A 22,216-nucleotide genomic window follows, 5' to 3' on the forward strand; every position below is an offset into this window, starting at 1 on the left:
TTTAATTTGAACGCAAATTTACAAATTAATTTCTTAATCAATTTGCGCTTTTTTTGATTTATAAGTAAGTCCGTAAATCATCAATGATAATAAAGATAAAGCCATACAGCCTATTGTTACAGCTGGCCATCCGCCAAATTTCCATAATAATAAGCCGTATGCAGATCCTGCCGCTGTCCCTAAAAATGTTAGTGACATAAATACGGTATTCAATCTGTTTCTTGCTTCTGGCAATAAGGAATAAACTCTCGTTTGATTGGAGATGTGAACGCCTTGAATTCCGATATCGATAAATACAATTCCGATTGCAATCCCGATTACGCTTCCAATGGCAAAATAAAAGACAACGAAACTTAATAATACCAATAAACAGCCGTAGCCAACTGCAATTCTTGAGTTCCCTTTGTCTCCCAATTTCCCAACAAGAGGTGCTGCTAGAGCTCCAGATGCGCCAACAATTCCAAATAAACCGATTGTAGCACTATTAAAATCGAAAGGTTTTCCAGAAAGCAGAAGCACCATTGTAGTCCAAAACGCTCCAAATTGAGCAAAACTAAAAACATTGATTGCCGTTGCCTCACGCAAAACTGGTTGTGTTTTTATAAGCGTAAACAATGACTGAATTAACTGTGCGTAAGTCCCTTGAAATTGCGGTTTGTTCTGCGGAAATTTGCTCTGAATCACAAAAAAGATCAAAAGACAAATTCCTGCTGCGATATAAAACATCGATCTCCAGCCCAGAACCTGACCAATAAACCCACTCAATGTTCGCGAAAGCAAAATACCGACTAAAAGTCCGCTCATAATAGTCCCTACGACTTTTCCACGCTGATCAGGCGCGCTTAAAGAAGCTGCCAAAGGTAAAATAAGCTGTGGCACAATCGAAGTGATTCCAATTAACAATGAAGCGATTTGCAAAACAAGAAAACTTTTGGCAGTTGCAGCAATTAGCAATGCAATTACAGTAGCAAAAGTAGTCATCAAAATTTGCCTTTTTCGCTCTATTTTATCGCCAAGAGGCACCATAAAAAACAATCCGATAGCATAACCCGCCTGAGTCAGATAGGTTATTGTTCCGGCACTTTCTTCTGGAATTTTAAATTCGTTGGCAATTAAAACAATCAAAGGCTGGCAGTAATAAAGATTTGCAACTATAAGACCAGTGCAAACTGCCATAAACAGTACATTAGTTTTAGATAAATTCATGCTGCAAAAATACCACTCTAATCTTTAGCAAAACTTTAAAAAAAGTATAAATTTTAAGTTTTTTTTAAAACCATATACGTGATATAAGTTCATTTAAACTTAAATACTTAATAAGTTTATTTCTTCAAAAACATATTAATAGTTTAAAAAATCTTCTCTAGCAGGGCTAAAAACATCTGTTAACATGCCTGTTTCCAAACAAACAACACCGTGTATAGCATGTGGCGGAATATAAAAACTATCTCCTTCTTTTAAAGTTTGTGTCACACCACTGATTGTAACATCAAATTTGCCGCTTGCAATGTATGTAACTTGCGAATGATAATGGTCGTGCAAAGTGCCGATTCCTCCTTTCTCAAAATGAACATTTACCAGCATCACTCTTTCATCAAAAGCTAAAATTTTACGTTTGATTCCCTCACCGACTACTTCCCATTCGATTTCGTCTCCTTTTATAAATTCTTTGCTAGTACTCATTTTTATTTATTTTTAATTTTTTCAAAATCCTTTTTCATCAATGCCAATCCTTCATCTAGATTATTCTTTTGAAAGAACGCTTCAAGCTCTTTTAATCTCTTTAAATTATCATAATTAAATCCCGAATTTAATTTTCTTTGACAAAGAGAACACAATCTAATAGAATGCGAATCTGTTTCTATCATACTATTGGTTCCGTTCATAACGCAACTGGCTTCAATACAATGATGCAGACCAAACATATGCCCTATTTCGTGAGAACAAATTTTCAGCAATCGTTCTAACCCTAAATTAAAATCGGCTTCTTTTTGCATTCTGTACATCGAACTTACTGCAATTTTATCTCTGTAAGATGCCAACCCAAAAACGTAATTCCATTCGGGTTTTGGGTACAAATCTTTTTCAGTTATTGCCATTAAAGCAATTCTTTTATTAGGATTTTCTTCTTTTAAAACATCGGTTAAAATGTATCCCGCCAAAAACTGTTCTTGTCCGACATCTCCAATTCGTCTAGCATGATTCGGGATAATATCATTTGAAACATTTTCTAAAACCTTAGTTTCCAATTGAAAAAATATTTGCAAATACTGACGAACTAATTCAATTTGTTTTATTTGCATTGAATTGAACTTTCCTATAGGCTGCAGATAAATAATATTTTCTTCTTTGGTTGGAACAACATGTTTAGTTCTCACAAATTGTTCGAAACTTTGTCCGTTTTCTTTATGAGAAAACAACCAATCTCCATAAGCTGGTTTCCCAAGTGTAACATCATTTGCTTTAATATCTACAAAATAAGGCGCGGGTGGTAAAATTTTCTGCGGCATTAATGGTATCTTTAAATTTGCCTTTTCTTTTTTATCAGATTGACATGAACAAAGAACCACAAATACTAGCAAAAGAAGCTTCCTCATATAGATGAATTAGATTAGATTTTTCGAAATAAAATCACAGCTCGTTTGTATAGAATTAAAAGAATTTGAAGCAAAATTATTTTCCTGTTCTACAAAAAAATGAACCATTCCAGATTGTTTTGCTTCCGAGAAGAAAGGTTTAAAATCAATTGTTCCAGAACCAACTTCAGTATTCAAATCGTTATTATTTTTATCCTTATCTTTCACATGCCACATTTTGAAACGCCCTGGATTTTCTTTGAATAGTTTTAAAGGATCATTGCCAGAATGAACTACCCAGTATAAATCTAGCTCGAAATACACCAAATCTTTATCGGTTTCCTTTAATAGAATTTCGTAACCTGTAACACCATCATACTTCTTAAACTCAAAATCATGATTGTGATAAGCCAGTTTTAAACCTGCTTTTTTGCACATTTCTGCGGCTTCATTTACGCGAGCTGCGATCTTTTTATAATCTTCTATACTTCTTCTAAAAGGCTCATCTATCCACGGAACAGTCAGAAATTCATTTTTAAGAACTTTTGCAACCTCAATTGCTGCGATTAATTCTGCAGTATTTCCGTCGTACAAAAAACTTCCCAAATTATAATGTCCACTAACCGCTTTTAATCCATTATCATCTAAAATCTTTTTTAATTCTTTAGGCGTTAATCCCCAAAATTGATCTTTAATTGAAAAACCGTATGTCTCAACAGTCGTATAACCTGCTTTGGCAACTTTTTCTAAAGTTCCTTTTACATCTTTAGGAAGTTCATCACGAAGCGTATACAGCTGTAAACCTATTTCTTTTTTATTCATAGTAAGTGCAAATGATGGTGAAGCCAAAACTGCAGTTGCAGCAAGACCTGTGGTTACGATAAAGTTTCTTCTGCTGATCATTTTAATGATTTAAATTTCAGAAAGTAAATATATTATAAAAATTGATTTTTAAAGTTTTCTGCGAAATTTTGAAGTGCATTTGCAGTTTCTTCCGAAACAATTTCTCCTTCAGCATTCACTTTTCCTCGCACTCCCTGAATTAAAAGCTGTGTTGTGTCGTCAAATTTAGCTTCGAGTGTTTTCATAACCAATAGCAATTGCTCATGCCCCATTTCACCAGAGGCAGAAGCGGTAATAAGACCTGCTTTTTTGTTTGAAAAAATAGTTGTTGAAACACACCACTCTAAAGCATTTTTCAAACTTCCCGGAATACTGAACACGTATTCTGGAGTGCAAATGATAACTCCATCGGCACTTATAATTTTATTTCTAAATGTAGTGATTTCTTGCGGAGGATTATCTGTATCTAAATCTGGATTAAAATGAGGAAGGCGCTCTAAATCTTCAAAAATTTCCACCTCAAATTCAGGTTTTAAGTAATTTGAAATGTATTTCAGAATTTTAAAGTTACTGGAATTACTTCTCGTGCTTCCAGATATAGCAAGGATTTTTATTTTTGTTGATATCATATTTAGATTAGGTAATTTTAGATTAATTCCTTGAAAATAAATTTTTCATCATAATCGACTTCAAATTTTTCAAGAAAGTTAATATACTCTTCTCTAAATGTTTTCTTTTTATGATGCTGTTCTTGATTTTCGATATATTTTATAACAGCATTTAATTGAGATTTACTATACGAAAATGCTCCATATCCTTCTTGCCACTCAAAATGACTATTTGCAAATTTATTTTCATTTATCCATTTTGATGAATTTTGCTTTACGCTTTTCATCAATTCTGATATAGACTGCATAGGTCTTATTCCTATTAAAATATGAATATGATCTGAAACTCCGTTTATAGCCAAAAGTTTATGATTGTTATTTTTTATAATGCCTGAAATATACTTAAACAATTCATCTTTCCAATTTTTGTGAATCATCGCCTTTCTATATTTTACAGCGAAAACAAAATGAATATGTATTTGCGTATATGTGTTTGCCATTATTTAGTCCCTACGGGACATTAATTCTTTAATTATTATTATTTTTTCTACCGATATTTTATTCCTATCGGAATATTTTTATGACGTGCAAACATAGTGAAAAAGAAAGAATTATCTTGCATATTTTTAATATATTCTAAACTGCTCTGTTCCGTTGGAATAAAATACTGGTAGTATAAAAATCCACAAAACAATCCGATATGTTTTGAAAGAATAGAGGAAACTGTTCCGTTAGGAACAAAATATTGGTAGAAAACAAATATCATAGCACAAAAAAAATCAATCGCATCGATTTTGTCCCGTTAGGGACTACGCCTATTTCGCCGTCAGCAAATTCAATCCTTGCATTTTTTGAGAATCAATTGCTTGCGGCGGATAATTCTGTTTTTCTTGTCGTGTAGATGTGACTTTCCCATCTTTATTTATATATACATAATTGTAACGCCAGTAATTTGATCCAGCCAATGACGTACCATCATCAGTAAAAACCTGATCTGCATAAACCAGAATTTCTCCATTTTGATTATTATCTAAAGTCCTTATAGGATTTCCTAAAGTTTTAAGCACTTTCGATTTGGCTTCTCCTACAGCTACTGTAGCAGAATTAGTGCTTGCACAGGAAAAAAATAGCGCAAGTACTACAGGCAGTAATATTGTTTTTTTCATAATAAGGGATTGAATTTATGTTTTGGATTTTGGCTATTAAACCTTGATAATTAGGATTGTAATAATACTTAAAGTTAATACAATAAATTTTACACAATTTATTAAGTATGTTATATAATTATTATCAAACCACTCAATAGCATTATTTGTATCTTTGCCAGCAAGAAATTATCGAATAGAAATGCGAATTGACATTATTACTCTTTTACCTGAATTATTAAGAAGTCCGTTTGAGGCTTCTATTATGAAACGCGCCATTGACAAAGGTTTGGTCGAAGTGCATTTTCACAATCTTCGTGACTATAGCACCAACAAACAGAAAAGTGTAGATGATTATCCTTTTGGTGGAGGTGCTGGAATGGTAATGACAATTCAGCCGATAGATGATTGCATCACACATTTGAAAAGCCAACGCGAATATGATGAAGTAATTTATATGTCTCCTGACGGTGAAACTTTAAATCAAAGAATGGCTAATAAAATGTCGATGTATGAAAACATTATTATTTTATGCGGACATTATAAAGGTGTTGATCAAAGAGTTAGAGATCATTTTATCACAAAAGAAATTTCTATTGGAGATTACGTTTTATCAGGCGGAGAATTAGGTGCTTTAGTTTTATCTGATGCTTTAATTCGATTAATACCTGGCGTTTTAAGTGACGAAACCTCAGCTTTAACAGACAGTTTTCAAGACAACCTATTATCAGGTCCAATCTATACAAGACCCGCAGATTATAAAGGATGGAAAGTTCCTGAAGTTCTAACAAGCGGTCATGCAGCCAAAATAGATAAATGGCGTGAAGACATGGCCTACGAACATACTAAAAATAGACGTCCAGATTTATTGGAAGGACATTAAAATTTAATTTCAAGTTTAAAGCAGTTTTTGTTTCAAGTTAAAACTCTAGACAGCAACAACTTGAAATCTTAAACTTGAAACAAAAGAAACTAAAAATAATTTACAATTTATAATTCATAATTTATAATTATTTTTTACATTTGCACCCGAATTTGACCAACCTCTGGCGAGATCCGTGAATGTTGCTCTAATATAAAAACCATAATTTAAATTATCATGGCAGATTTATTAAAATTCGTTCAAGACGAATTCGTTGCTAAAAAAGATTTCCCAGATTTCGGAGCTGGAGACACAATCACTGTTTTCTACGAAATTAAAGAGGGTGAAAAAACAAGAACTCAGTTTTTTAAAGGAGTTGTTATTCAAAGAAGAGGTTCTGGTGTTACAGAAACTTTTACTATCCGTAAAATGTCTGGATCTGTTGGTGTTGAGCGTATCTTCCCAGTAAACTTACCAGCTTTACAAAAAATCGAAGTTAACAAGAAAGGTGCTGTACGTAGAGCTAGAATTTTCTACTTCAGACAACTTACTGGTAAAAAAGCTAAGATTAAAGATAAAAGAAGATAATCATTTATCAAAATGTTATAAAAAACTCGTTTCATACTCTTTGAAACGAGTTTTTTTTATGTTCCATTTTCAACACTAACAAAACCGTAATTTTTTAATACCAAAATCATCGATTTAGCAATTTAACGAGCTCGAAATAACAATCTGTTAATTTCGTCTTTTCTCGGGAAAACTCAACCGTTTTCGTTGTGATTTTATTATATTTGCTCCGCTCATTTTGAGCCGAATATATCTTTTACATCGTTAACTCCTGACGATACGATTATAAAAAAAAAAGAAAATGACAAAATCAAAAATTTTTTACACCTTAACTGATGAGGCGCCTTTATTGGCAACTTACTCTCTTTTACCAATTGTTCAAGCTTTTACAGCAACAGCTGGAATTGAAATCGAAACCAGAGATATTTCGCTGGCAGGAAGAATTTTATCAAACTTCCCAGATTCTTTGACAGATGCTCAAAAAACTGGAGATGCATTGGCAGAACTTGGCCAATTAGCAACTCAGCCAGAAGCTAACATTATTAAATTACCAAACATCTCAGCATCTGTACCGCAATTAAAAGCGGCAATTGCTGAATTACAATCACACGGATACAACGTACCAAATTTCCCAGAAGATCCGCAAAACGATGCTGAAAAGGAAATTAAAGCGAAATATGCAAAAGTTTTAGGTTCTGCTGTAAACCCAGTTTTACGTGAAGGAAACTCTGACCGTAGAGCCCCAAGAGCAGTTAAAAACTTTGCAAAAGCAAATCCGCACTCAATGGGTGCTTGGTCTGCTGACTCAAAAACTAAAGTGGCTTCTATGTCAGGCGGTGATTTTTACGGAAGTGAAAAATCATTAACTGTAAACGAAGCAAACGATGTAAAAATCGAATTTGTTGCTAAAGACGGAACTACAACTGTTCTTAAAGCAAGTACTCCATTAAAAGCTGGAGAAATCATTGACAGCTCTGTTTTAAGCGTAAACAAATTAAAAGCTTTTGCTGCTGATGTAATCGCTGAAGCTAAAGCTGCAGGAGTTTTACTTTCTGTACACTTAAAAGCTACTATGATGAAAGTTTCTGATCCAATTATCTTTGGCGCTATCGTTGAAGTATATTTTGCAGATGTTTTCAAAAAATACGCTTCTTTATTCGCTGAATTAAACGTTGACACTAGAAATGGTTTAGGTGATATCTACGCTAAAATTGCTGGAAGACCAGAACAAGCAGAAGTTGAAGCCGCTATCGATCAAGCAATCGCAAACGGGCCAGCTTTGGCAATGGTTAATTCTGAAAAAGGAATTACAAACTTACACGTTCCTTCAGATGTAATCGTTGATGCTTCTATGCCAGCAATGATCCGTACTTCTGGACAAATGTGGAACAAAGAAGGAAAACAGCAAGATACATTTGCAGTTATTCCAGACAGATCTTATGCTGGTGTTTATACTGCAACTATCGATTTCTGTAAAAAACATGGTGCTTTTGATCCAAAAACTATGGGAAGTGTTCCTAACGTTGGTTTAATGGCTCAAAAAGCTGAAGAATATGGTTCTCACGACAAAACTTTCCAAATTAAAGGTGATGGTGTTGTGCGTGTGGTTGACCAAAACGGAAATGTTTTAATGGAACAAAACGTTGAAACAAATGATATTTTCAGAATGTGTCAGGCAAAAGATGCTCCTATTCAGGACTGGGTTAAATTGGCTGTAAACAGAGCTCGTTTATCTAGTACTCCTGCTGTTTTCTGGTTAGACGAAAACAGAGCGCACGATAGAGAATTGATCGTAAAAGTTCAAAAATACCTTAAAGACTACGATACTACAAACTTAGATATCCGTATTTTAAACCCAGTTGCTGCTACTGAATTTACTTTAGATAGAATCATCAAAGGTTTAGATACAATTTCTGTAACTGGAAACGTATTACGTGACTATTTAACAGATTTATTTCCAATCTTAGAATTAGGAACTTCTGCAAAAATGCTTTCTATCGTTCCGTTAATGAACGGTGGTGGATTGTTCGAAACTGGTGCTGGAGGTTCTGCTCCTAAACACGTTGAGCAATTTACAGAAGAAGGATACCTACGTTGGGATTCATTAGGAGAGTTCTTAGCTCTTGGTGCTTCATTAGAGCATTTAGGGCAAACTTTAGACAATTCTAAAGCAATTGTTTTATCTGAGACTTTAGACCAAGCTAATGATAAATTCTTAGCAAACGATAAATCTCCAGCACGTAAAGTGGGTCAGATTGACAATAGAGGTTCTCACTTCTATTTAGCTTTTTACTGGGCTCAGGCTTTGGCTGCTCAAACTAAAGATGCTGAATTGAAAGCCATCTTTACTCCAATTGCTGCTGAATTTGAAGCTAACGAAGCTAAAATCGATGCTGAATTAATCGGTGCACAAGGTAAACCTCAAAACATTGGAGGTTACTACCAGCCAACTCCAGAATTGGTAAGCAAAGCAATGCGTCCTAGCGAAACTTTCAACGCTATTGTTGCTAAAATCAAATAATTCAGAATACATCTGTATTTGTAAATAAACAAAAAGGACAACTCGCAAGGTTGTCCTTTTTTTATCTTAACTTATGTTTAACAAAAGTTCCGCGAGATTATTTAGTAAGAATTGTTAACTATGTAAATCAAAATCAATATAATGATTACAAAAAATACCTGCACATTTTTTCTTTTTATTTTAACGATTTTCACCTCATTTGCGCAGGAAAAATTCACTCTAAGCGGAACCATCAGCGACAGCAAAAACAATGAAACTTTAATTGGAGTAAACATTTTTATTCCATCTTTAAAAATAGGAACCACAACAAACGAATACGGTTTTTATTCGCTTTCAGCCCCAAAAGGAGAATACGAAATCGAAATCAGTTATGTTGGCTATCAGACTATTCAAAAGCACATTTCTTTAAATCAAAATACAAAAACCAATTTTTCTATCAGCGAGGGAAATGGCGAAGAACTTCAAGAAGTTATCATTACAGAAAACAAAGGCAAAATAAACGTCAAGTCGCCAGAAATGAGTGTGAATAAACTCTCCATTTCTACCATAAAAAAAATGCCGGTAGTTTTAGGCGAAGTTGATGTTTTAAAATCTATTTTATTACTTCCTGGAGTAACCAATGCAGGTGAAGGTGCTTCTGGATTTAATGTTCGCGGAGGCGGTGCCGATCAAAACTTGATTCTTTTGGACGAAGCAACGATTTTTAATTCTTCTCACGTTTTCGGATTCTTTTCTGTTTTTAATCCTGATGCTATTAAAGATTTAAAATTATATAAAGGCGGAATTCCGGCACGCTATGGCGGAAGAGCTTCTTCTGTTTTAGAAATTTATCAAAAAGATGGAAGCAGTAAAGATTTCCATATGAATGGCGGAATTGGGTTAATTTCAAGTCGCTTATTAGCTGAAGGCCCAATTGTAAAAGACAAAGGTTCTTTCCTGATTGGCGGACGAGCTTCTTATGCGCATCTTTTTCTCAAATTTTCTGAAGATGACAAAGATAATGCCGCCTATTTTTATGATTTAAACACCAAATTAAGCTATAAACTCAATGACAATAACAGTCTTTATTTATCTGGATATTTTGGACGAGACGTTTTCAGGCTGAACAAAAGTTTTACTAATACCTACGGAAATTCAACTTTAAACCTGAGATGGAATCATCTGTATTCCAATAAATTATTCTCCAATCTCTCTTTAATTTACAGCGATTATTACTATGGTTTAGATCTTGATTTTGTGGGATTCAACTGGGACTCTGGAATCAAAAATTATAATATTAAATACGATTTCAAACATTATCTTTCAGATAAACTAAAACTAAATTATGGCGTAAACGGAATTTACTATGATTTTAATCCAGGAACCATAAAGCCAACTGGCAAAGATTCAGGAATCAATCCAGATCAATTAGACAAAAAATATGCTTTTGAACCTTCTGTTTATTTAGATGCTGAAAGTCAGCTTTCTAAAAAAATCACCGTTGCATACGGATTGCGTTACAGCTTATTTTACAGATTAGGCGCATCCACTATTAATTATTACGATAACAATCAGCCAGTGGTTTTTAATAATGATATGCAGATTTATGAAAAAGGTACGCCAACTTCAACAAAATATTTTGGCAAGAACAAAGTCATTCAGAGTTATAATAATCTTGAACCGCGTTTTTCTCTTTCTTATCAATTAAATGAAGACCAATCGATCAAAGCGAGCTATAACCGAATGGCGCAATATCTTCAATTGATTTCCAACACCTCTTCTCCAACTCCTCTTGATGTCTGGATGCCGAGTGACAATTACATCAAACCTCAGCTTGCAGATCAAGTAGCTCTGGGTTATTTTAGAAATATCTATGATGACGCCTATTCTTTGGAAGTAGAAACCTATTACAAGAAAATACAAAACCGATTAGATTATATAGACGGAGCCGATTTAATTGCCAACAATGCCATTGAGCAGGTTATCTTAAACGGTCATATGCGCTCATATGGTTTAGAATTGATGGTAAAGAAAAACAAAGGCCGATTTAATGGCTGGATTTCCTATACCATTTCAAGATCAGAACAGCAGACTCCAGGAAGAACACCAGAAGAAACAGGCATTAATAATGGCAAATGGTATGCTTCGGCTTATGACAAAACACATAATTTAGCCATTACATCAGCTTATAATTTAAACGAAAAATGGTCTTTTGGCGCTAACTTTGTATTGCAGTCAGGACAGCCTGTAACATATCCGAACGGACAGTATGAATATTTAGGAATTGTGGTTCCGAGTTATGGCTTACGAAATGAAAACCGACTTCCTTCTTACAATCATTTGGATATTTCTGCCACTTTAACGCCAAGAAAGAACAAAGACAGAAACTGGAAAGGCGAATGGGTTTTCAGCATTTACAATCTTTATAATAGAATGAATGCTGCGTCAATCAACTTTAGGCAAAATGTTGACACAGGTGTAAATGAAGCCGTGAAATTATCTATTTTCGGAATTGTTCCAGCGGTAAGTTATAATTTCAAATTCTAGAAAATCAGTTCAAAAACTAAAAATATACTTATGAGAAAATTAGTTTTTTTAATCGCATTTTTTACATCCCTATTCTTCACTAGCTGTGAAGAAGTAGTTGATGTCGACTTAGACACCGCGCCTCCGAAATTGGTAATTGAAGCTGCTATCAATTGGGAAAAAGGCACTTCTGGAAAACAGCAGGTTATAAAACTTTCCACGACAACAGGCTATTTTGAGAGTCAGATTCCGGTCGTATCCAATGCTATAATTTCCATAAAAAATAGCAAAAATCAGACGTTTAATTTCGTTGAATTCAATAAATCTGGGCGCTACATCTGCAATGACTTCATACCTCAGCTTAATGAACAATATACTTTAACCGTTATCAGCAAAGGAAATACATACACAGCGACAGAAACTCTAAAATCGGTCGCGCCAATTACAAGAATCGAGCAGAAAAATGATGGCGGTTTTACAGGCAAGGACACCGAAATAAAAGCTTACTTTACAGATCCTGGAGACGAGGATAATTTTTATTTATTTAAATATGTTTATTCGAATAAAATAACTTCCAATTATTATGTTTCTGAAGATAAATTCTATCAAGGCAATGAAATTTTCAGCAGTACCGTTGATGAAGATTTAAAAACTGGAGATGAAGTCGAAATAACGCATTACGGAATTTCAAAACAATATTATAATTACATGAATATTTTGGTCAGCATTGCGGGCAGCAATGTTGGAGGTCCCTTTCAGTCGCCGCCCGCGACGGTAAAAGGAAACATTATCAATACAACAGATAAAAACAATTATCCGTTGGGTTATTTCTCCCTAAGCGAAACCAGTACAAAAAAGTACAAAATAGAGTAATTATGCAACCTATAATCAAAAACTTAGCCGAGAAAAAACTCATTGGACATTTTTTAGAAATGTCTTTTATAGAGAATAAAACTTTTCAATTATGGAATGGTTTTATGCCAAATCGAAAAAAAATTAGCAATACAATTAATGCTAATTTATATTCTTTAGAAGTATACGCAGAAAATCATTTTGATAATTTTGATCCTAGTGACAGTTTCCAAAAGTGGGCTGCTGTAGAAGTCTCAGATTATTCAGCTATTCCCGAAGGAATGGAGATGCTAATTGTTCCTGACGGTTTGTATGCTGTTTTTCTTCATATAGGCCCCGCCTCGGAAGGACATAAAACGTATCATTACATTTTTACGGAATGGCTTCCAAATTCTGAATATACGGTAGACGACAGACCGCATTTTGCCGTTATGAATGAAAAATATAAGAAAGACGATCCAGCTTCTGAGGAAGAAATCTGGATTCCGATAAAAAACAGAAATTAAGTATGATACTAGAAACGCTAAAAACACTTTTCAATCGAGATTTAAACAAACTAAAAAGCGAAATTGAATCGTATCAAACTGAAAGTTCGATCTGGACAATTGATAAAAACATCTCCAATTCAGCAGGAAATCTTTGTCTTCATTTAATTGGAAATTTAAACACATATATTGGCGCAGAAATCGGCAAAACGGGGTATATTCGAAATCGTCCTTTAGAGTTTTCGTTGAAAGACATTCCGAAATCAGAATTAGTTCAAAAAATTGAAGACACCATTTCAATTGTAAACAGCGCCCTTGACAACTTAACAGAGGCCGATTTAGAAGCGATATACCCGCAGATTGTTTTCGAAAAAGAAATGAAAACTGGATTTTTCTTAATTCATCTTTCAACTCATTTAGCCTATCATTTAGGCCAAATTAATTATCACCGAAGACTTTTAGATTAAAAAACAGCTTCTCAACATATGTAAATGTTTTAAAAATTAGAATTACGAAACCTTTGTAATCTTAATTTTAATTTTTAAAACATGAAATATTTAATTTCTCTTTTATTATGCGCCTTCACATTCCAAACAAAAGCGCAAACTTTTAAAAATCCTGATTCATTATTTAATCCAGCTCCATATGGTTTCAGCCATGTATCTTCTGTAAAAACACCTGGCGAATTTATTTATATTTCAGGGCAAAGCGGCGGTTTGGGCAAAGAACATTTTTTAAACCCTGACTTTAGAATACAAGTTAAAACTGCCCTTGAAAACCTAAAAGTAATTTTAAATAGTTATCAGCTAAAACCAGAAAATGTAATGAAAATTACAATCCTGATTGTTGATCACTCTCCTGAAAAATTAAAAATATGGGAAGAAGAAATTAGCAAGGTATGGAACGGCAAACCATTTCCTGCCAGCACATTAATTCCTGTTCCTAAATTAGCGCTCGATGGAATGCTCATCGAAGTGGATGCAATTGCTTTTAAAGCCAATTAACTTAAGACATTTTCTGCCAAAGACTATATCTTTTGTACATTTGTAATTCATTCAAAAAAACTTACATGTCATCACATCATATAGTCCGAGACGATCAGGAACCTGCTTTAATCATTGCCAATGGCGCTGCTTGCGATCCTGAATTATTAGGACAATTGCTAGAATGGTCTCCTTTGGTTGTTGTTTTAGATTCGGCTATCGAAAGAGTGATTGAATTGGGCATAAAAGTCGATGTTCTTTTGGGCGATTTTGATCGCGGATTTGATCCAGAAATTTACAAATCACAATTCCCAATCGAAATCGTTCATACGCCAGATCAGGATAAAACCGATTTAGAAAAGGCTTTTGATTATCTTATCGAAAGAAAAATTCCTGCCGTAAATGTCGTTTGGGCAACAGGAAAACGCGCCGACCATACAATTACAAACCTTACACAAATTGTTCGTTACAGAGATTTACTAAAAATTGTAATTCTTGATGACCATTCTAAAATATTCCTGCTGCCTACAAAATTCGAAAAATGGTATACAGCAGACACCCCAATTTCGCTTATTCCAATTGGAATTGTAAATGGAATTTATTCAACGAACTTGAAATATGAACTAAAAAACGATACGCTCACAATGGGCTACAGAACCGGAAGCAGCAATTCGGTCGAAAAAGATGGAATCGTAACCATTACACATCGTGAAGGCGATTTGCTTTTAATGGAGTGTTTTGATTAGGAGAATTAAAAAATAAAAAGTCCCAGCGGACGAAATTTATAGATTATAATGCTTTAATCTAATTAAAGCTCCAGCGGAGCGACATTTGTTATGTCGCTCCGCTGGAGCTTTTGTTGTAATAATAAATTAAACTAGCTATAAACATTGCGCTCCTCCGGAGCCATTCTTCAAAAAAGGAATCCCTATCTTTGCAATCGAAATCAATGAAAATGAAAGCAGAAAACAATTCGCAAAAAGACAATTTACACCCAAGAAATCTTCATAGAAACCGATATGATTTTGAAAAACTGATTTCAAATTGTCCCGAATTGAAAGCTTTTATTTTCATCAATAAACACGGAATCGAAACGATTGATTTCAGTAATCCACTTGCTGTAAAAACTTTAAATAAGGCTTTACTTCAAACCTATTACAATATTCAAAACTGGGATATTCCTAAAAATTACCTTTGCCCGCCAATTCCAGGACGTGCCGATTATATTCACTACATCGCCGATTTATTGGCAGAAAGCAATAACAATCAAATTCCTGAAACTAGTACAGTTTTAGGATTAGATATCGGAACGGGTTCGAATTTAATCTATCCGATATTAGGGAATTCTATTTACAACTGGAGCTTTGTCGGAACCGATATTGACAAAAAATCAATTGAAAATTGTGCCAAAATTATTGAAGCTAATCCAAAATTAATCGATTCTATCAGTTTGCAACAACAAACAGAACCCCGATTTATCTTTAAAAATATTATAACGCTCGAAGATCGTTTTACCTTCACAATGTGCAATCCGCCTTTTCATGCATCAGCAGAAGAAGCCAATAAAAGCGCTTCGAGGAAAACTTCTAATTTAAATCCGAAAGAAAAAAAGAATGCAAATCCTGTTTTAAATTTTGGCGGACAAAATGCAGAATTATGGTGCAATGGCGGTGAAATCGGATTTATAACCCAAATGATTTACGAAAGTGCCAAATATCCTTCGCAGGTTTTATGGTTTACCACTTTAGTTTCTAAAAAAGAAAATCTTGCTTCCATTTATAAAACTTTGAAAAAAGTAAACGCCATTTCTGTGAAAACAATCGAAATGTCTCAAGGACAAAAAAACAGCAGAATTGTGGCTTGGAGTTTTTTAAATAGTTCAGAGCAGTACTCTTGGAAATTTTAAGACTTTTAAAACCAATAGTATGGTTATCTTTTGTAACTTCGATAAAATTATGCAATCATGAACACTCTTGAACTTAAAACTATTTTAATTTCTGAAATTGAAAAAATTGATGATGATCAATTTTTATCAGCATTAAAAACAATTTTAGATAGTCGCAAAACTCCTATCAATTATTCTGAAAGATATAATGAAGATTTAAAAGTTGCCGAAGAAGATATTCAAAATGGCAATTATTATTCTCATAATGAAATTAAGGATCAAATTGAACAATGGAAAAAGAAATAATCTGGTCAAAAGCTGCTAAAAATCAGCTTGAAAAAATATACTTCCACATATTTAAAGAATCTAAAAGCAGAAACATTTCAAACAAAGTAATTGAGACTATTTATAGCTCTGTTACAATCTTAAAAACAAATTGGGAAATTTACGAATTGGATGAAATGAAGATTCCAAACGATGTAAATTATCGTGCATATGAAATTTATAGCTATAGAATATCTTATAAAATAACTTCAAAAGAGATTCACATTCTAAGAATTCGACATACAAGTCGTAATCCTAAAAAACTGTAATCATTTACTAAAACATCATAGTAATCTGATTTCCAATGCCAAAATCTTGATTTTGCAGTTTACTTTTGCTACATTTATTGTAAAATACTTAAAATCAAGACCATGGCAGAATATATTGGTTATCTCGCATCTGTATTTATTGTTGGCGGTTTTTTGCTGAAAAATCTTCGAACAATCCGATTCATTAATATGTTTGGCTGTATCTGCTTTGTCATTTACGGTATCTTTTTAAACGATTACAGAGATTTCAACCAATGGCTTTGGCCTGTAATTATTCCGAATGCGATTTTAGCGTTTGTTCAGATTTATTATCTGACTTCCAAAAACGACAAATCTTAAAATTATGATATTTTAAAATAAAATTCTGATACACTTTTCGCCCACTCTACCCGTAACTTTAAGCTGAAAATTGAATTTTATTACCATGTCAAAACTATATTCCCGAGTAGTCATTATACTTTTTTTAGTGACAAGTTGCGCTTCAAAAAAAACGAAATACGAAGACTATGTTTTTAAAACCAAAAGCGAAGAAGTAAATTATCAAACCTCTTACGATAAAGCTTTAAAACTTTGGAACATTCCGTACACCGAAGAAGATGTAAAAACAAGTTTCGGAACAGCGCATGTTGTAATGGCTGGCCCAAAAAACGGAAAAGATCTGGTTTTACTTCACGGAATGGATGCCAGTTCTACCATGTGGTATCCCAATATTAAAGCTTTTTCTAAAAATCATCGCATTTACGCAATTGATTTCATCATGGAACCCAATAAATCCAATTTGACAGCAAAACCGCTTTCGTCAGATGATATTGTTACTTTTTACAACGAAGTTTTTACTCACTATAAATTAAAGGATTTTGATATTATTGGCGCTTCACGAGGTGGCTGGATTGCCACCTTATTAGCCGTTCAAAAACCAAATTCAATTGATAAAATTGTTTTACTGAGTCCTGCCCAAACTTTCAAATTTCTTGACCAACCTAGAAAAACGACTTCGGCGTTAATGCTGAAACTTTTTCCTAGCGAAAAGAAATTCAGTAAAACATTAAACACTTTTTCAACTCATCCAGAAAATATAAGCCGCATTTACAAAAGGCAGTTTTATTTGGCCAATAAATATGCAAAATCCAATTCCAGCATGCTCAAAATGATGCCCTTTTCAGATAAAGAATTAGAATCTATTCAAAATCCAGTTTTAGTTTTAATTGGCGACAAAGACGTTATTAATTCGAAAGAAAGTTTAGAAAGAGCACATAAACATCTAAAAAACAGTAAAACCAAAGTTGTACAAGATGCTGGGCATTTTCTAACTATCGATCAGCCCAAAACGGTGAATGATGCTGTAATTAATTTTTTAGATTAAGATTTTGCTGGATCTAATTTTATGAACTTTGACAAATTAGCTTTGAATAATTGTGCAAATTAGTACAATTCGGGACAGACTTTAAATTACTTACTTACACAAACTTCGTATCTTTACAAAACCAAATTTTCAGTATACGCAAATGAAATTTCAAGTTTCCTCAGAATATAGTCCAAAAGGAGATCAGCCTCAAGCCATACAAAAACTGGCGCAAGGTGTAGTCGACGGAGATAAATACCAAACTTTATTGGGAGTTACAGGTTCCGGAAAAACTTTTACCGTAGCCAATGTAATTCAGGAAGTGCAAAGGCCAACTTTGGTTTTGGCGCACAATAAAACATTGGCAGCACAGTTATATTCCGAATTCAAGCAGTTTTTTCCAAATAATGCTGTTGAATATTTTGTTTCGTACTACGACTACTATCAGCCTGAAGCTTTTATGCCCGTAACCGGAGTTTTCATAGAAAAAGATTTATCTATCAATGAAGAATTGGAGAAAATGCGTTTAAGCACTACTTCTTCTCTACTTTCAGGGCGTCGCGACGTTTTGGTCGTGGCATCAGTTTCCTGTCTGTATGGTATTGGAAACCCAGTTGAATTTAAAAAGAACGTAATTGAAATCAAACGCGATCAGGTTATTTCAAGAACTAAATTATTGCATAGTTTAGTACAGAGTTTATACGCCAGAACAGAAGCCGATTTTAACCCTGGAACTTTCAGGATTAAAGGAGATACGGTTGAAGTTTATCCGAGTTATGCAGATGATGCGTATCGAATTCATTTCTTTGGAGATGAAATCGAAGAAATCGAATCATTTGATGCCAAGACTTCTCAAGTTATAGAGAAATTTCAGAGATTAACCATTTATCCAGCCAATATGTTTGTGACTTCGCCAGAAGTTTTACAAGGTGCGATTTGGCAAATTCAGCAGGATTTGGTGAAACAGGTTGATTATTTTAAAGAAATCGGAAAACATCTCGAAGCCAAACGTCTGGAAGAAAGAACCAATTTTGATTTAGAAATGATTCGCGAATTGGGCTATTGTTCTGGAATTGAAAATTACTCGCGTTACCTTGACGGACGTGAAGCTGGAACAAGACCTTTCTGCCTTCTAGATTATTTCCCAAGCGATTATTTGATGGTTGTAGATGAAAGTCACGTAACCGTTTCGCAAGTTCATGCCATGTACGGAGGCGACCGCAGCCGTAAAGAAAATTTGGTTGAATATGGTTTCAGACTTCCAGCTGCAATGGACAATCGTCCGTTGAAATTCGAAGAATTCGAAGCATTGCAAAATCAGGTGATTTACGTTTCGGCAACTCCTGCCGATTACGAACTACAGAAATCTGATGGAATTTATGTAGAACAAATTATTCGTCCAACCGGGTTATTAGATCCAGAAATCGAAGTTCGTCCAAGTTTAAATCAGATCGATGATTTAATTGAGGAAATTCAGGTTCGTTGCGAATTGGACGAAAGGGTTTTAGTGACCACTTTAACCAAAAGAATGGCCGAAGAATTAGCTAAATATTTGACAAAAGTTAGCATCAGATGCCGTTATATCCATTCTGAAGTAGACACTTTAGAACGTATTGAAATCATGCAGGATTTACGAAAAGGCCTTTTTGATGTTTTAATTGGAGTAAACTTGCTTCGTGAAGGTTTGGATTTACCAGAAGTTTCGCTTGTTGCCATTTTAGATGCCGACAAAGAAGGTTTCTTGAGAAATCACAGATCTTTGACGCAGACTATTGGCCGTGCGGCGAGAAACTTAAATGGTAAAGCCATTATGTATGCTGATAAAATCACAGCGAGCATGCAGCGAACAATCGACGAAACCAATTACAGAAGAACCAAACAGATTAATTTCAACGTAGAAAACAATATCGTTCCGCAAGCGCTAAACAAAAAAATCGAAAGCGCATTTACCAAAAATCCGTTGGTAGAATATGAATTAGGACATCCGATTCCTGTTGCAGCTGAACCAGAAACAGCTTATTTATCTAAAACAGAGTTGGAGAAAATGATTCGCGAAAAACGCAAAACGATGGAAAAAGCGGCTAAAGAATTAGACTTCTTGCAAGCTGCCAAACTTCGTGACGAAATTAAAAAACTACAGGAACAGCTGGCTTAGTTATGCTGTTCCTTAAAAATCTCTAGCAAAACTATTGGATTGATTACAGTATTGGGAGATTTTTTCATCATTTCTAAAACACGTTTCACCGCAGCAAGATTCAGTCCCATTTGTAAAGCAATCTGCTGAATGGCTTGAAATTCTCTTTCATGTAAAACACCGTCGCAATGCATTAGCAAAGCCAACCTGTAAAACTGATTAATGCGTTGCATCTCAGATGGAATGGGCAACGATTTGGTTTCCTGATGAAATAAGTCCTGAAATTCTTCTTCGCTAATATTCAATTCTACAGCTACAAGTCTTAAAAATTCAAGCTCACGTTTGTGCAAATGTCCGTCTACAGTGGCCAATGTAATCATTTCTAAAAGTAAACTTCTTTTTTCTGCTTCTGTATTCATCAATTTCTTATTTTTAGCTAAAATATTGCTTTTAAATAAAAATACAAAACACGGATAATGAAGAAGATTTTCTTGATAATTTTACTTCTATTTACTCTTATCAGCAAAGCACAAAGCACCGCTTCTAAAAATGTATCGACTTTTACGATTGAAGCACCTCAGCTCAATACTTCAAAAAAAATCTGGATTTATCTTCCTAAAAATTATTCTAAAAATATTCAGAAAAAATACAGCGTTATTTACATGCACGATGCTCAAAACCTCTTTGATGCTAAAACTTCGTATTCTGGTGAATGGAATGTTGACGAAAAATTGGACAGTTTAAAAGCAAAAGTAATTGTAGTAGGAATCGAACATGGAAATGAAAAACGGATTGACGAATTAACGCCTTTCAAAAATGAAAAATATGGAGGAGGAAATGCCGATAATTATTTAGAATTCATTGTAAAAACATTAAAGCCACATATCGATAAAAATTACAGAACCAAAACAAAAGCAAAAAGCACTATTCTTTTTGGAAGCTCACTAGGCGGATTGGTTTCGTATTACGGTGCTTTAAAATATCCAGAAGTTTTTGGAAAAGCAGGCATTTTTTCACCTTCATTCTGGTTTTCTCCTGATATTTATACTTTTACAGAAAAACAACCTAAAATCAAAACGAAAATTTATTTTCTGTGCGGCGATAAAGAAAGTGATGACATGGTAAACGATTTGACTAAGATGAAACGTTTACTAGATACAAAACGCTGTTATTGCCTTCATCTAGACAAAACTAAAATTGTAAAAGGCGGAGAACACAATGAAAAACTTTGGCGAGATCATTTCGCAGAAGCAATTCTTTGGCTGGGCTATTAATTGAAAAAAAAACAAAAACATCGCATACCAATGAAACTAATTTTAAGAGAATACAATCTCAAGCTAAAACACACTTTTACCATTTCGAGAGAGTCTATTGATTTTCAGCCTTCGTTAATTGTCGAATTGCAAAGCGATGGTTTTTCTGGTTTTGGAGAAGCCACTTCAAATCCGTATTACAATATCACGGTTCCAATGATGATGCAGGATTTAGAAAAAATCAGATCTATTATTGAAAATACTGAGAATGAAACTCCAGAAGTATTTTGGGCAAAAATCCATCCGCATTTAAAACAGGATATGTTTGCCTTGTGCGCGTTGGATTTGGCTTATAATGACTTGTATGCTCGCAAAAAAGGTAAAAAACTTTACGAATTGTGGAATTACACCACCGAAAGAAACCCAATGACGGATTATACAATTGGAATTGCTTCTATCGATAAAATGGTTTCTAAAATGCAGGAACTTCCTTGGCCGATTTATAAAATTAAATTAGGTACAAAAGAAGATATCGAAATTGTAAAAGCACTGCGTAAACACACCAATGCTGTTTTCAGAATTGATGCCAACTGCGGATGGACAGTTGAAGAAACCATCAACAACGCTGTTGAATTGAAAAAACTGGGCGTAGAATTCTTAGAACAGCCCATGAAAGCGGATAATTGGGAAGGACATAAAGAAGTTTTTAAACATTCTGTTCTTCCTGTAATTGCTGATGAAAGCTGTATTATCGAAGAAGATGTAGCAAAATGCCACAATCATTTTCATGGCGTGAATGTAAAACTGGTAAAATGTGGCGGTCTAACTCCTGGAAAACGCATGATCGAGGAAGCTAAAAAATTAGGCTTAAGAACCATGGTGGGTTGTATGACGGAATCTACTGTCGGAATTTCTGCAATTGCGCATTTGCTTCCGCAATTGGATTATGTAGATATGGACGGCGCACTTCTTTTAGCAGAAGATATTGCGACGGGAGTAACCATAAAAGATGGCGTTGTAAGTTATTCAGATCTTAACGGAACTGGTGTTACACTTTTATAA

25 protein-coding genes are annotated in these 22,216 nt (G+C 34.2%); 17 read left to right on the forward strand and 8 right to left on the reverse strand.

The window, feature by feature from the left end; genetic code table 11:
* Positions 1-33: 33 nt before the first annotated feature.
* The 7 genes from BB050_RS02195 to BB050_RS02230 form a co-directional block, all read right to left on the reverse strand.
* On the reverse strand, positions 34-1,176 hold the full coding sequence (locus tag BB050_RS02195) for an MFS transporter (RefSeq protein ID WP_236940406.1): 1,143 nt from the start codon (positions 1,174-1,176) through the stop codon (positions 34-36).
* 165 nt (positions 1,177-1,341) lie between these two features.
* Positions 1,342-1,683, reverse strand: a complete 342-nt coding sequence (locus BB050_RS02200; protein WP_008462162.1) for a cupin domain-containing protein — start codon at positions 1,681-1,683, stop codon at positions 1,342-1,344.
* Positions 1,684-1,685: 2 nt separating this feature from the next.
* On the reverse strand, positions 1,686-2,510 hold the full coding sequence (locus tag BB050_RS02205) for an archaemetzincin family Zn-dependent metalloprotease (RefSeq protein ID WP_236940407.1): 825 nt from the start codon (positions 2,508-2,510) through the stop codon (positions 1,686-1,688).
* A 96-nt stretch (positions 2,511-2,606) separates the two neighbouring features.
* Entirely contained in the window at positions 2,607-3,479 is an 873-nt protein-coding gene (locus BB050_RS02210) for a sugar phosphate isomerase/epimerase family protein (RefSeq protein WP_066032443.1), read from the reverse strand.
* Between the two features lie 32 nt (positions 3,480-3,511).
* A complete protein-coding gene (locus BB050_RS02215; protein WP_066032444.1) occupies positions 3,512-4,048 on the reverse strand; it encodes an NADPH-dependent FMN reductase in 537 nt (178 codons plus the stop codon).
* A 17-nt stretch (positions 4,049-4,065) separates the two neighbouring features.
* Entirely contained in the window at positions 4,066-4,527 is a 462-nt protein-coding gene (tnpA, locus tag BB050_RS02220; protein ID WP_066032445.1) for an IS200/IS605 family transposase, read from the reverse strand.
* A 315-nt stretch (positions 4,528-4,842) separates the two neighbouring features.
* The gene (locus BB050_RS02230; protein WP_066032447.1) at positions 4,843-5,193 is read right to left on the reverse strand and encodes a hypothetical protein; all 351 of its coding nucleotides are present in this window, start codon (positions 5,191-5,193) and stop codon (positions 4,843-4,845) included.
* Positions 5,194-5,374: 181 nt separating this feature from the next.
* On the opposite strand from BB050_RS02230, the gene trmD reads away from it, so the two are divergent.
* The 15 genes from trmD (at position 5,375) to uvrB (ending at position 19,922) form a co-directional block, all read left to right on the forward strand.
* Positions 5,375-6,055 carry a tRNA (guanosine(37)-N1)-methyltransferase TrmD gene (gene trmD / locus BB050_RS02235; protein WP_066032448.1) on the forward strand — a complete coding sequence of 227 codons (681 nt, stop codon included), beginning with the start codon at positions 5,375-5,377 and terminating at the stop codon, positions 6,053-6,055.
* 216 nt (positions 6,056-6,271) lie between these two features.
* Positions 6,272-6,622, forward strand: coding sequence for a 50S ribosomal protein L19 (gene rplS, locus BB050_RS02240; protein ID WP_008462155.1), 351 nt, complete (start codon positions 6,272-6,274; stop codon positions 6,620-6,622).
* Between the two features lie 280 nt (positions 6,623-6,902).
* Entirely contained in the window at positions 6,903-9,122 is a 2,220-nt protein-coding gene (locus BB050_RS02245; RefSeq protein ID WP_066032449.1) for an NADP-dependent isocitrate dehydrogenase, read from the forward strand.
* A gap of 141 nt (positions 9,123-9,263) precedes the next feature.
* A complete protein-coding gene (locus tag BB050_RS02250; protein ID WP_066032450.1) occupies positions 9,264-11,648 on the forward strand; it encodes a TonB-dependent receptor in 2,385 nt (794 codons plus the stop codon).
* 30 nt (positions 11,649-11,678) lie between these two features.
* Entirely contained in the window at positions 11,679-12,500 is an 822-nt protein-coding gene (locus BB050_RS02255; RefSeq protein WP_008462150.1) for a DUF4249 domain-containing protein, read from the forward strand.
* 2 nt (positions 12,501-12,502) lie between these two features.
* Positions 12,503-12,985, forward strand: coding sequence for a GyrI-like domain-containing protein (locus tag BB050_RS02260; protein ID WP_066032451.1), 483 nt, complete (start codon positions 12,503-12,505; stop codon positions 12,983-12,985).
* 2 nt (positions 12,986-12,987) lie between these two features.
* Entirely contained in the window at positions 12,988-13,431 is a 444-nt protein-coding gene (locus BB050_RS02265; RefSeq protein ID WP_066032452.1) for a DinB family protein, read from the forward strand.
* An 81-nt stretch (positions 13,432-13,512) separates the two neighbouring features.
* Positions 13,513-13,968 (forward strand): RidA family protein, encoded by a 456-nt coding sequence (locus BB050_RS02270; RefSeq protein ID WP_066032453.1) that lies wholly within the window; start codon positions 13,513-13,515, stop codon positions 13,966-13,968.
* A 65-nt stretch (positions 13,969-14,033) separates the two neighbouring features.
* A complete protein-coding gene (locus BB050_RS02275; RefSeq protein ID WP_066032454.1) occupies positions 14,034-14,693 on the forward strand; it encodes a thiamine diphosphokinase in 660 nt (219 codons plus the stop codon).
* Between the two features lie 209 nt (positions 14,694-14,902).
* The gene (gene rlmF / locus BB050_RS02280) at positions 14,903-15,853 is read left to right on the forward strand and encodes a 23S rRNA (adenine(1618)-N(6))-methyltransferase RlmF (RefSeq protein ID WP_066035081.1); all 951 of its coding nucleotides are present in this window, start codon (positions 14,903-14,905) and stop codon (positions 15,851-15,853) included.
* Between the two features lie 57 nt (positions 15,854-15,910).
* Positions 15,911-16,138 carry a hypothetical protein gene (locus tag BB050_RS02285; protein ID WP_066032455.1) on the forward strand — a complete coding sequence of 76 codons (228 nt, stop codon included), beginning with the start codon at positions 15,911-15,913 and terminating at the stop codon, positions 16,136-16,138.
* Entirely contained in the window at positions 16,123-16,425 is a 303-nt protein-coding gene (locus tag BB050_RS02290) for a type II toxin-antitoxin system RelE/ParE family toxin (RefSeq protein WP_066032456.1), read from the forward strand. The genes BB050_RS02285 and BB050_RS02290 overlap by 16 nt, the downstream gene beginning before the upstream one ends.
* A 102-nt stretch (positions 16,426-16,527) precedes the next feature.
* Positions 16,528-16,764: a hypothetical protein gene (locus BB050_RS02295; protein ID WP_026728847.1), complete on the forward strand. Its 237-nt coding sequence runs from the start codon at positions 16,528-16,530 to the stop codon at positions 16,762-16,764.
* Positions 16,765-16,849: 85 nt separating this feature from the next.
* Positions 16,850-17,788 carry an alpha/beta fold hydrolase gene (locus BB050_RS02300; RefSeq protein ID WP_066032457.1) on the forward strand — a complete coding sequence of 313 codons (939 nt, stop codon included), beginning with the start codon at positions 16,850-16,852 and terminating at the stop codon, positions 17,786-17,788.
* A gap of 142 nt (positions 17,789-17,930) precedes the next feature.
* Positions 17,931-19,922, forward strand: a complete 1,992-nt coding sequence (uvrB, locus tag BB050_RS02305) for an excinuclease ABC subunit UvrB (RefSeq protein WP_066032458.1) — start codon at positions 17,931-17,933, stop codon at positions 19,920-19,922.
* Here uvrB and BB050_RS02310 read toward each other — a convergent pair.
* Positions 19,919-20,320 (reverse strand): TerB family tellurite resistance protein, encoded by a 402-nt coding sequence (locus BB050_RS02310; RefSeq protein ID WP_066032459.1) that lies wholly within the window; start codon positions 20,318-20,320, stop codon positions 19,919-19,921. The genes uvrB and BB050_RS02310 overlap by 4 nt on opposite strands.
* A 57-nt stretch (positions 20,321-20,377) precedes the next feature.
* On the opposite strand from BB050_RS02310, the gene BB050_RS02315 reads away from it, so the two are divergent.
* Both BB050_RS02315 and BB050_RS02320 read left to right on the forward strand, forming a co-directional pair.
* Complete coding sequence (locus BB050_RS02315) at positions 20,378-21,175, forward strand: alpha/beta hydrolase (protein WP_066032460.1); 798 nt, start codon at positions 20,378-20,380, stop codon at positions 21,173-21,175.
* A gap of 30 nt (positions 21,176-21,205) precedes the next feature.
* Positions 21,206-22,216, forward strand: coding sequence for a dipeptide epimerase (locus BB050_RS02320; protein WP_066035082.1), 1,011 nt, complete (start codon positions 21,206-21,208; stop codon positions 22,214-22,216).

It is taken from the genome of Flavobacterium anhuiense (genome assembly GCF_001705175.1).
Lineage (GTDB): Bacteria > Bacteroidota > Bacteroidia > Flavobacteriales > Flavobacteriaceae > Flavobacterium > Flavobacterium anhuiense.

Coding starts and splice junctions, on each gene's coding strand:
- BB050_RS02195 (WP_236940406.1), bottom strand. CDS start 1,176: ATGGCAGTTTGCACTGGTCTTATAGTTGCAAATCTTTATTACTGCCAG.
- BB050_RS02200 (WP_008462162.1), bottom strand. CDS start 1,683: ATGAGTACTAGCAAAGAATTTATAAAAGGAGACGAAATCGAATGGGAA.
- BB050_RS02205 (WP_236940407.1), bottom strand. CDS start 2,510: ATGCCGCAGAAAATTTTACCACCCGCGCCTTATTTTGTAGATATTAAA.
- BB050_RS02210 (WP_066032443.1), bottom strand. CDS start 3,479: ATGATCAGCAGAAGAAACTTTATCGTAACCACAGGTCTTGCTGCAACT.
- BB050_RS02215 (WP_066032444.1), bottom strand. CDS start 4,048: ATGATATCAACAAAAATAAAAATCCTTGCTATATCTGGAAGCACGAGA.
- tnpA (WP_066032445.1), bottom strand. CDS start 4,527: ATGGCAAACACATATACGCAAATACATATTCATTTTGTTTTCGCTGTA.
- BB050_RS02230 (WP_066032447.1), bottom strand. CDS start 5,193: ATGAAAAAAACAATATTACTGCCTGTAGTACTTGCGCTATTTTTTTCC.
- trmD (WP_066032448.1), top strand. CDS start 5,375: ATGCGAATTGACATTATTACTCTTTTACCTGAATTATTAAGAAGTCCG.
- rplS (WP_008462155.1), top strand. CDS start 6,272: ATGGCAGATTTATTAAAATTCGTTCAAGACGAATTCGTTGCTAAAAAA.
- BB050_RS02245 (WP_066032449.1), top strand. CDS start 6,903: ATGACAAAATCAAAAATTTTTTACACCTTAACTGATGAGGCGCCTTTA.
- BB050_RS02250 (WP_066032450.1), top strand. CDS start 9,264: ATGATTACAAAAAATACCTGCACATTTTTTCTTTTTATTTTAACGATT.
- BB050_RS02255 (WP_008462150.1), top strand. CDS start 11,679: ATGAGAAAATTAGTTTTTTTAATCGCATTTTTTACATCCCTATTCTTC.
- BB050_RS02260 (WP_066032451.1), top strand. CDS start 12,503: ATGCAACCTATAATCAAAAACTTAGCCGAGAAAAAACTCATTGGACAT.
- BB050_RS02265 (WP_066032452.1), top strand. CDS start 12,988: ATGATACTAGAAACGCTAAAAACACTTTTCAATCGAGATTTAAACAAA.
- BB050_RS02270 (WP_066032453.1), top strand. CDS start 13,513: ATGAAATATTTAATTTCTCTTTTATTATGCGCCTTCACATTCCAAACA.
- BB050_RS02275 (WP_066032454.1), top strand. CDS start 14,034: ATGTCATCACATCATATAGTCCGAGACGATCAGGAACCTGCTTTAATC.
- rlmF (WP_066035081.1), top strand. CDS start 14,903: ATGAAAGCAGAAAACAATTCGCAAAAAGACAATTTACACCCAAGAAAT.
- BB050_RS02285 (WP_066032455.1), top strand. CDS start 15,911: ATGAACACTCTTGAACTTAAAACTATTTTAATTTCTGAAATTGAAAAA.
- BB050_RS02290 (WP_066032456.1), top strand. CDS start 16,123: ATGGAAAAAGAAATAATCTGGTCAAAAGCTGCTAAAAATCAGCTTGAA.
- BB050_RS02295 (WP_026728847.1), top strand. CDS start 16,528: ATGGCAGAATATATTGGTTATCTCGCATCTGTATTTATTGTTGGCGGT.
- BB050_RS02300 (WP_066032457.1), top strand. CDS start 16,850: ATGTCAAAACTATATTCCCGAGTAGTCATTATACTTTTTTTAGTGACA.
- uvrB (WP_066032458.1), top strand. CDS start 17,931: ATGAAATTTCAAGTTTCCTCAGAATATAGTCCAAAAGGAGATCAGCCT.
- BB050_RS02310 (WP_066032459.1), bottom strand. CDS start 20,320: ATGAATACAGAAGCAGAAAAAAGAAGTTTACTTTTAGAAATGATTACA.
- BB050_RS02315 (WP_066032460.1), top strand. CDS start 20,378: ATGAAGAAGATTTTCTTGATAATTTTACTTCTATTTACTCTTATCAGC.
- BB050_RS02320 (WP_066035082.1), top strand. CDS start 21,206: ATGAAACTAATTTTAAGAGAATACAATCTCAAGCTAAAACACACTTTT.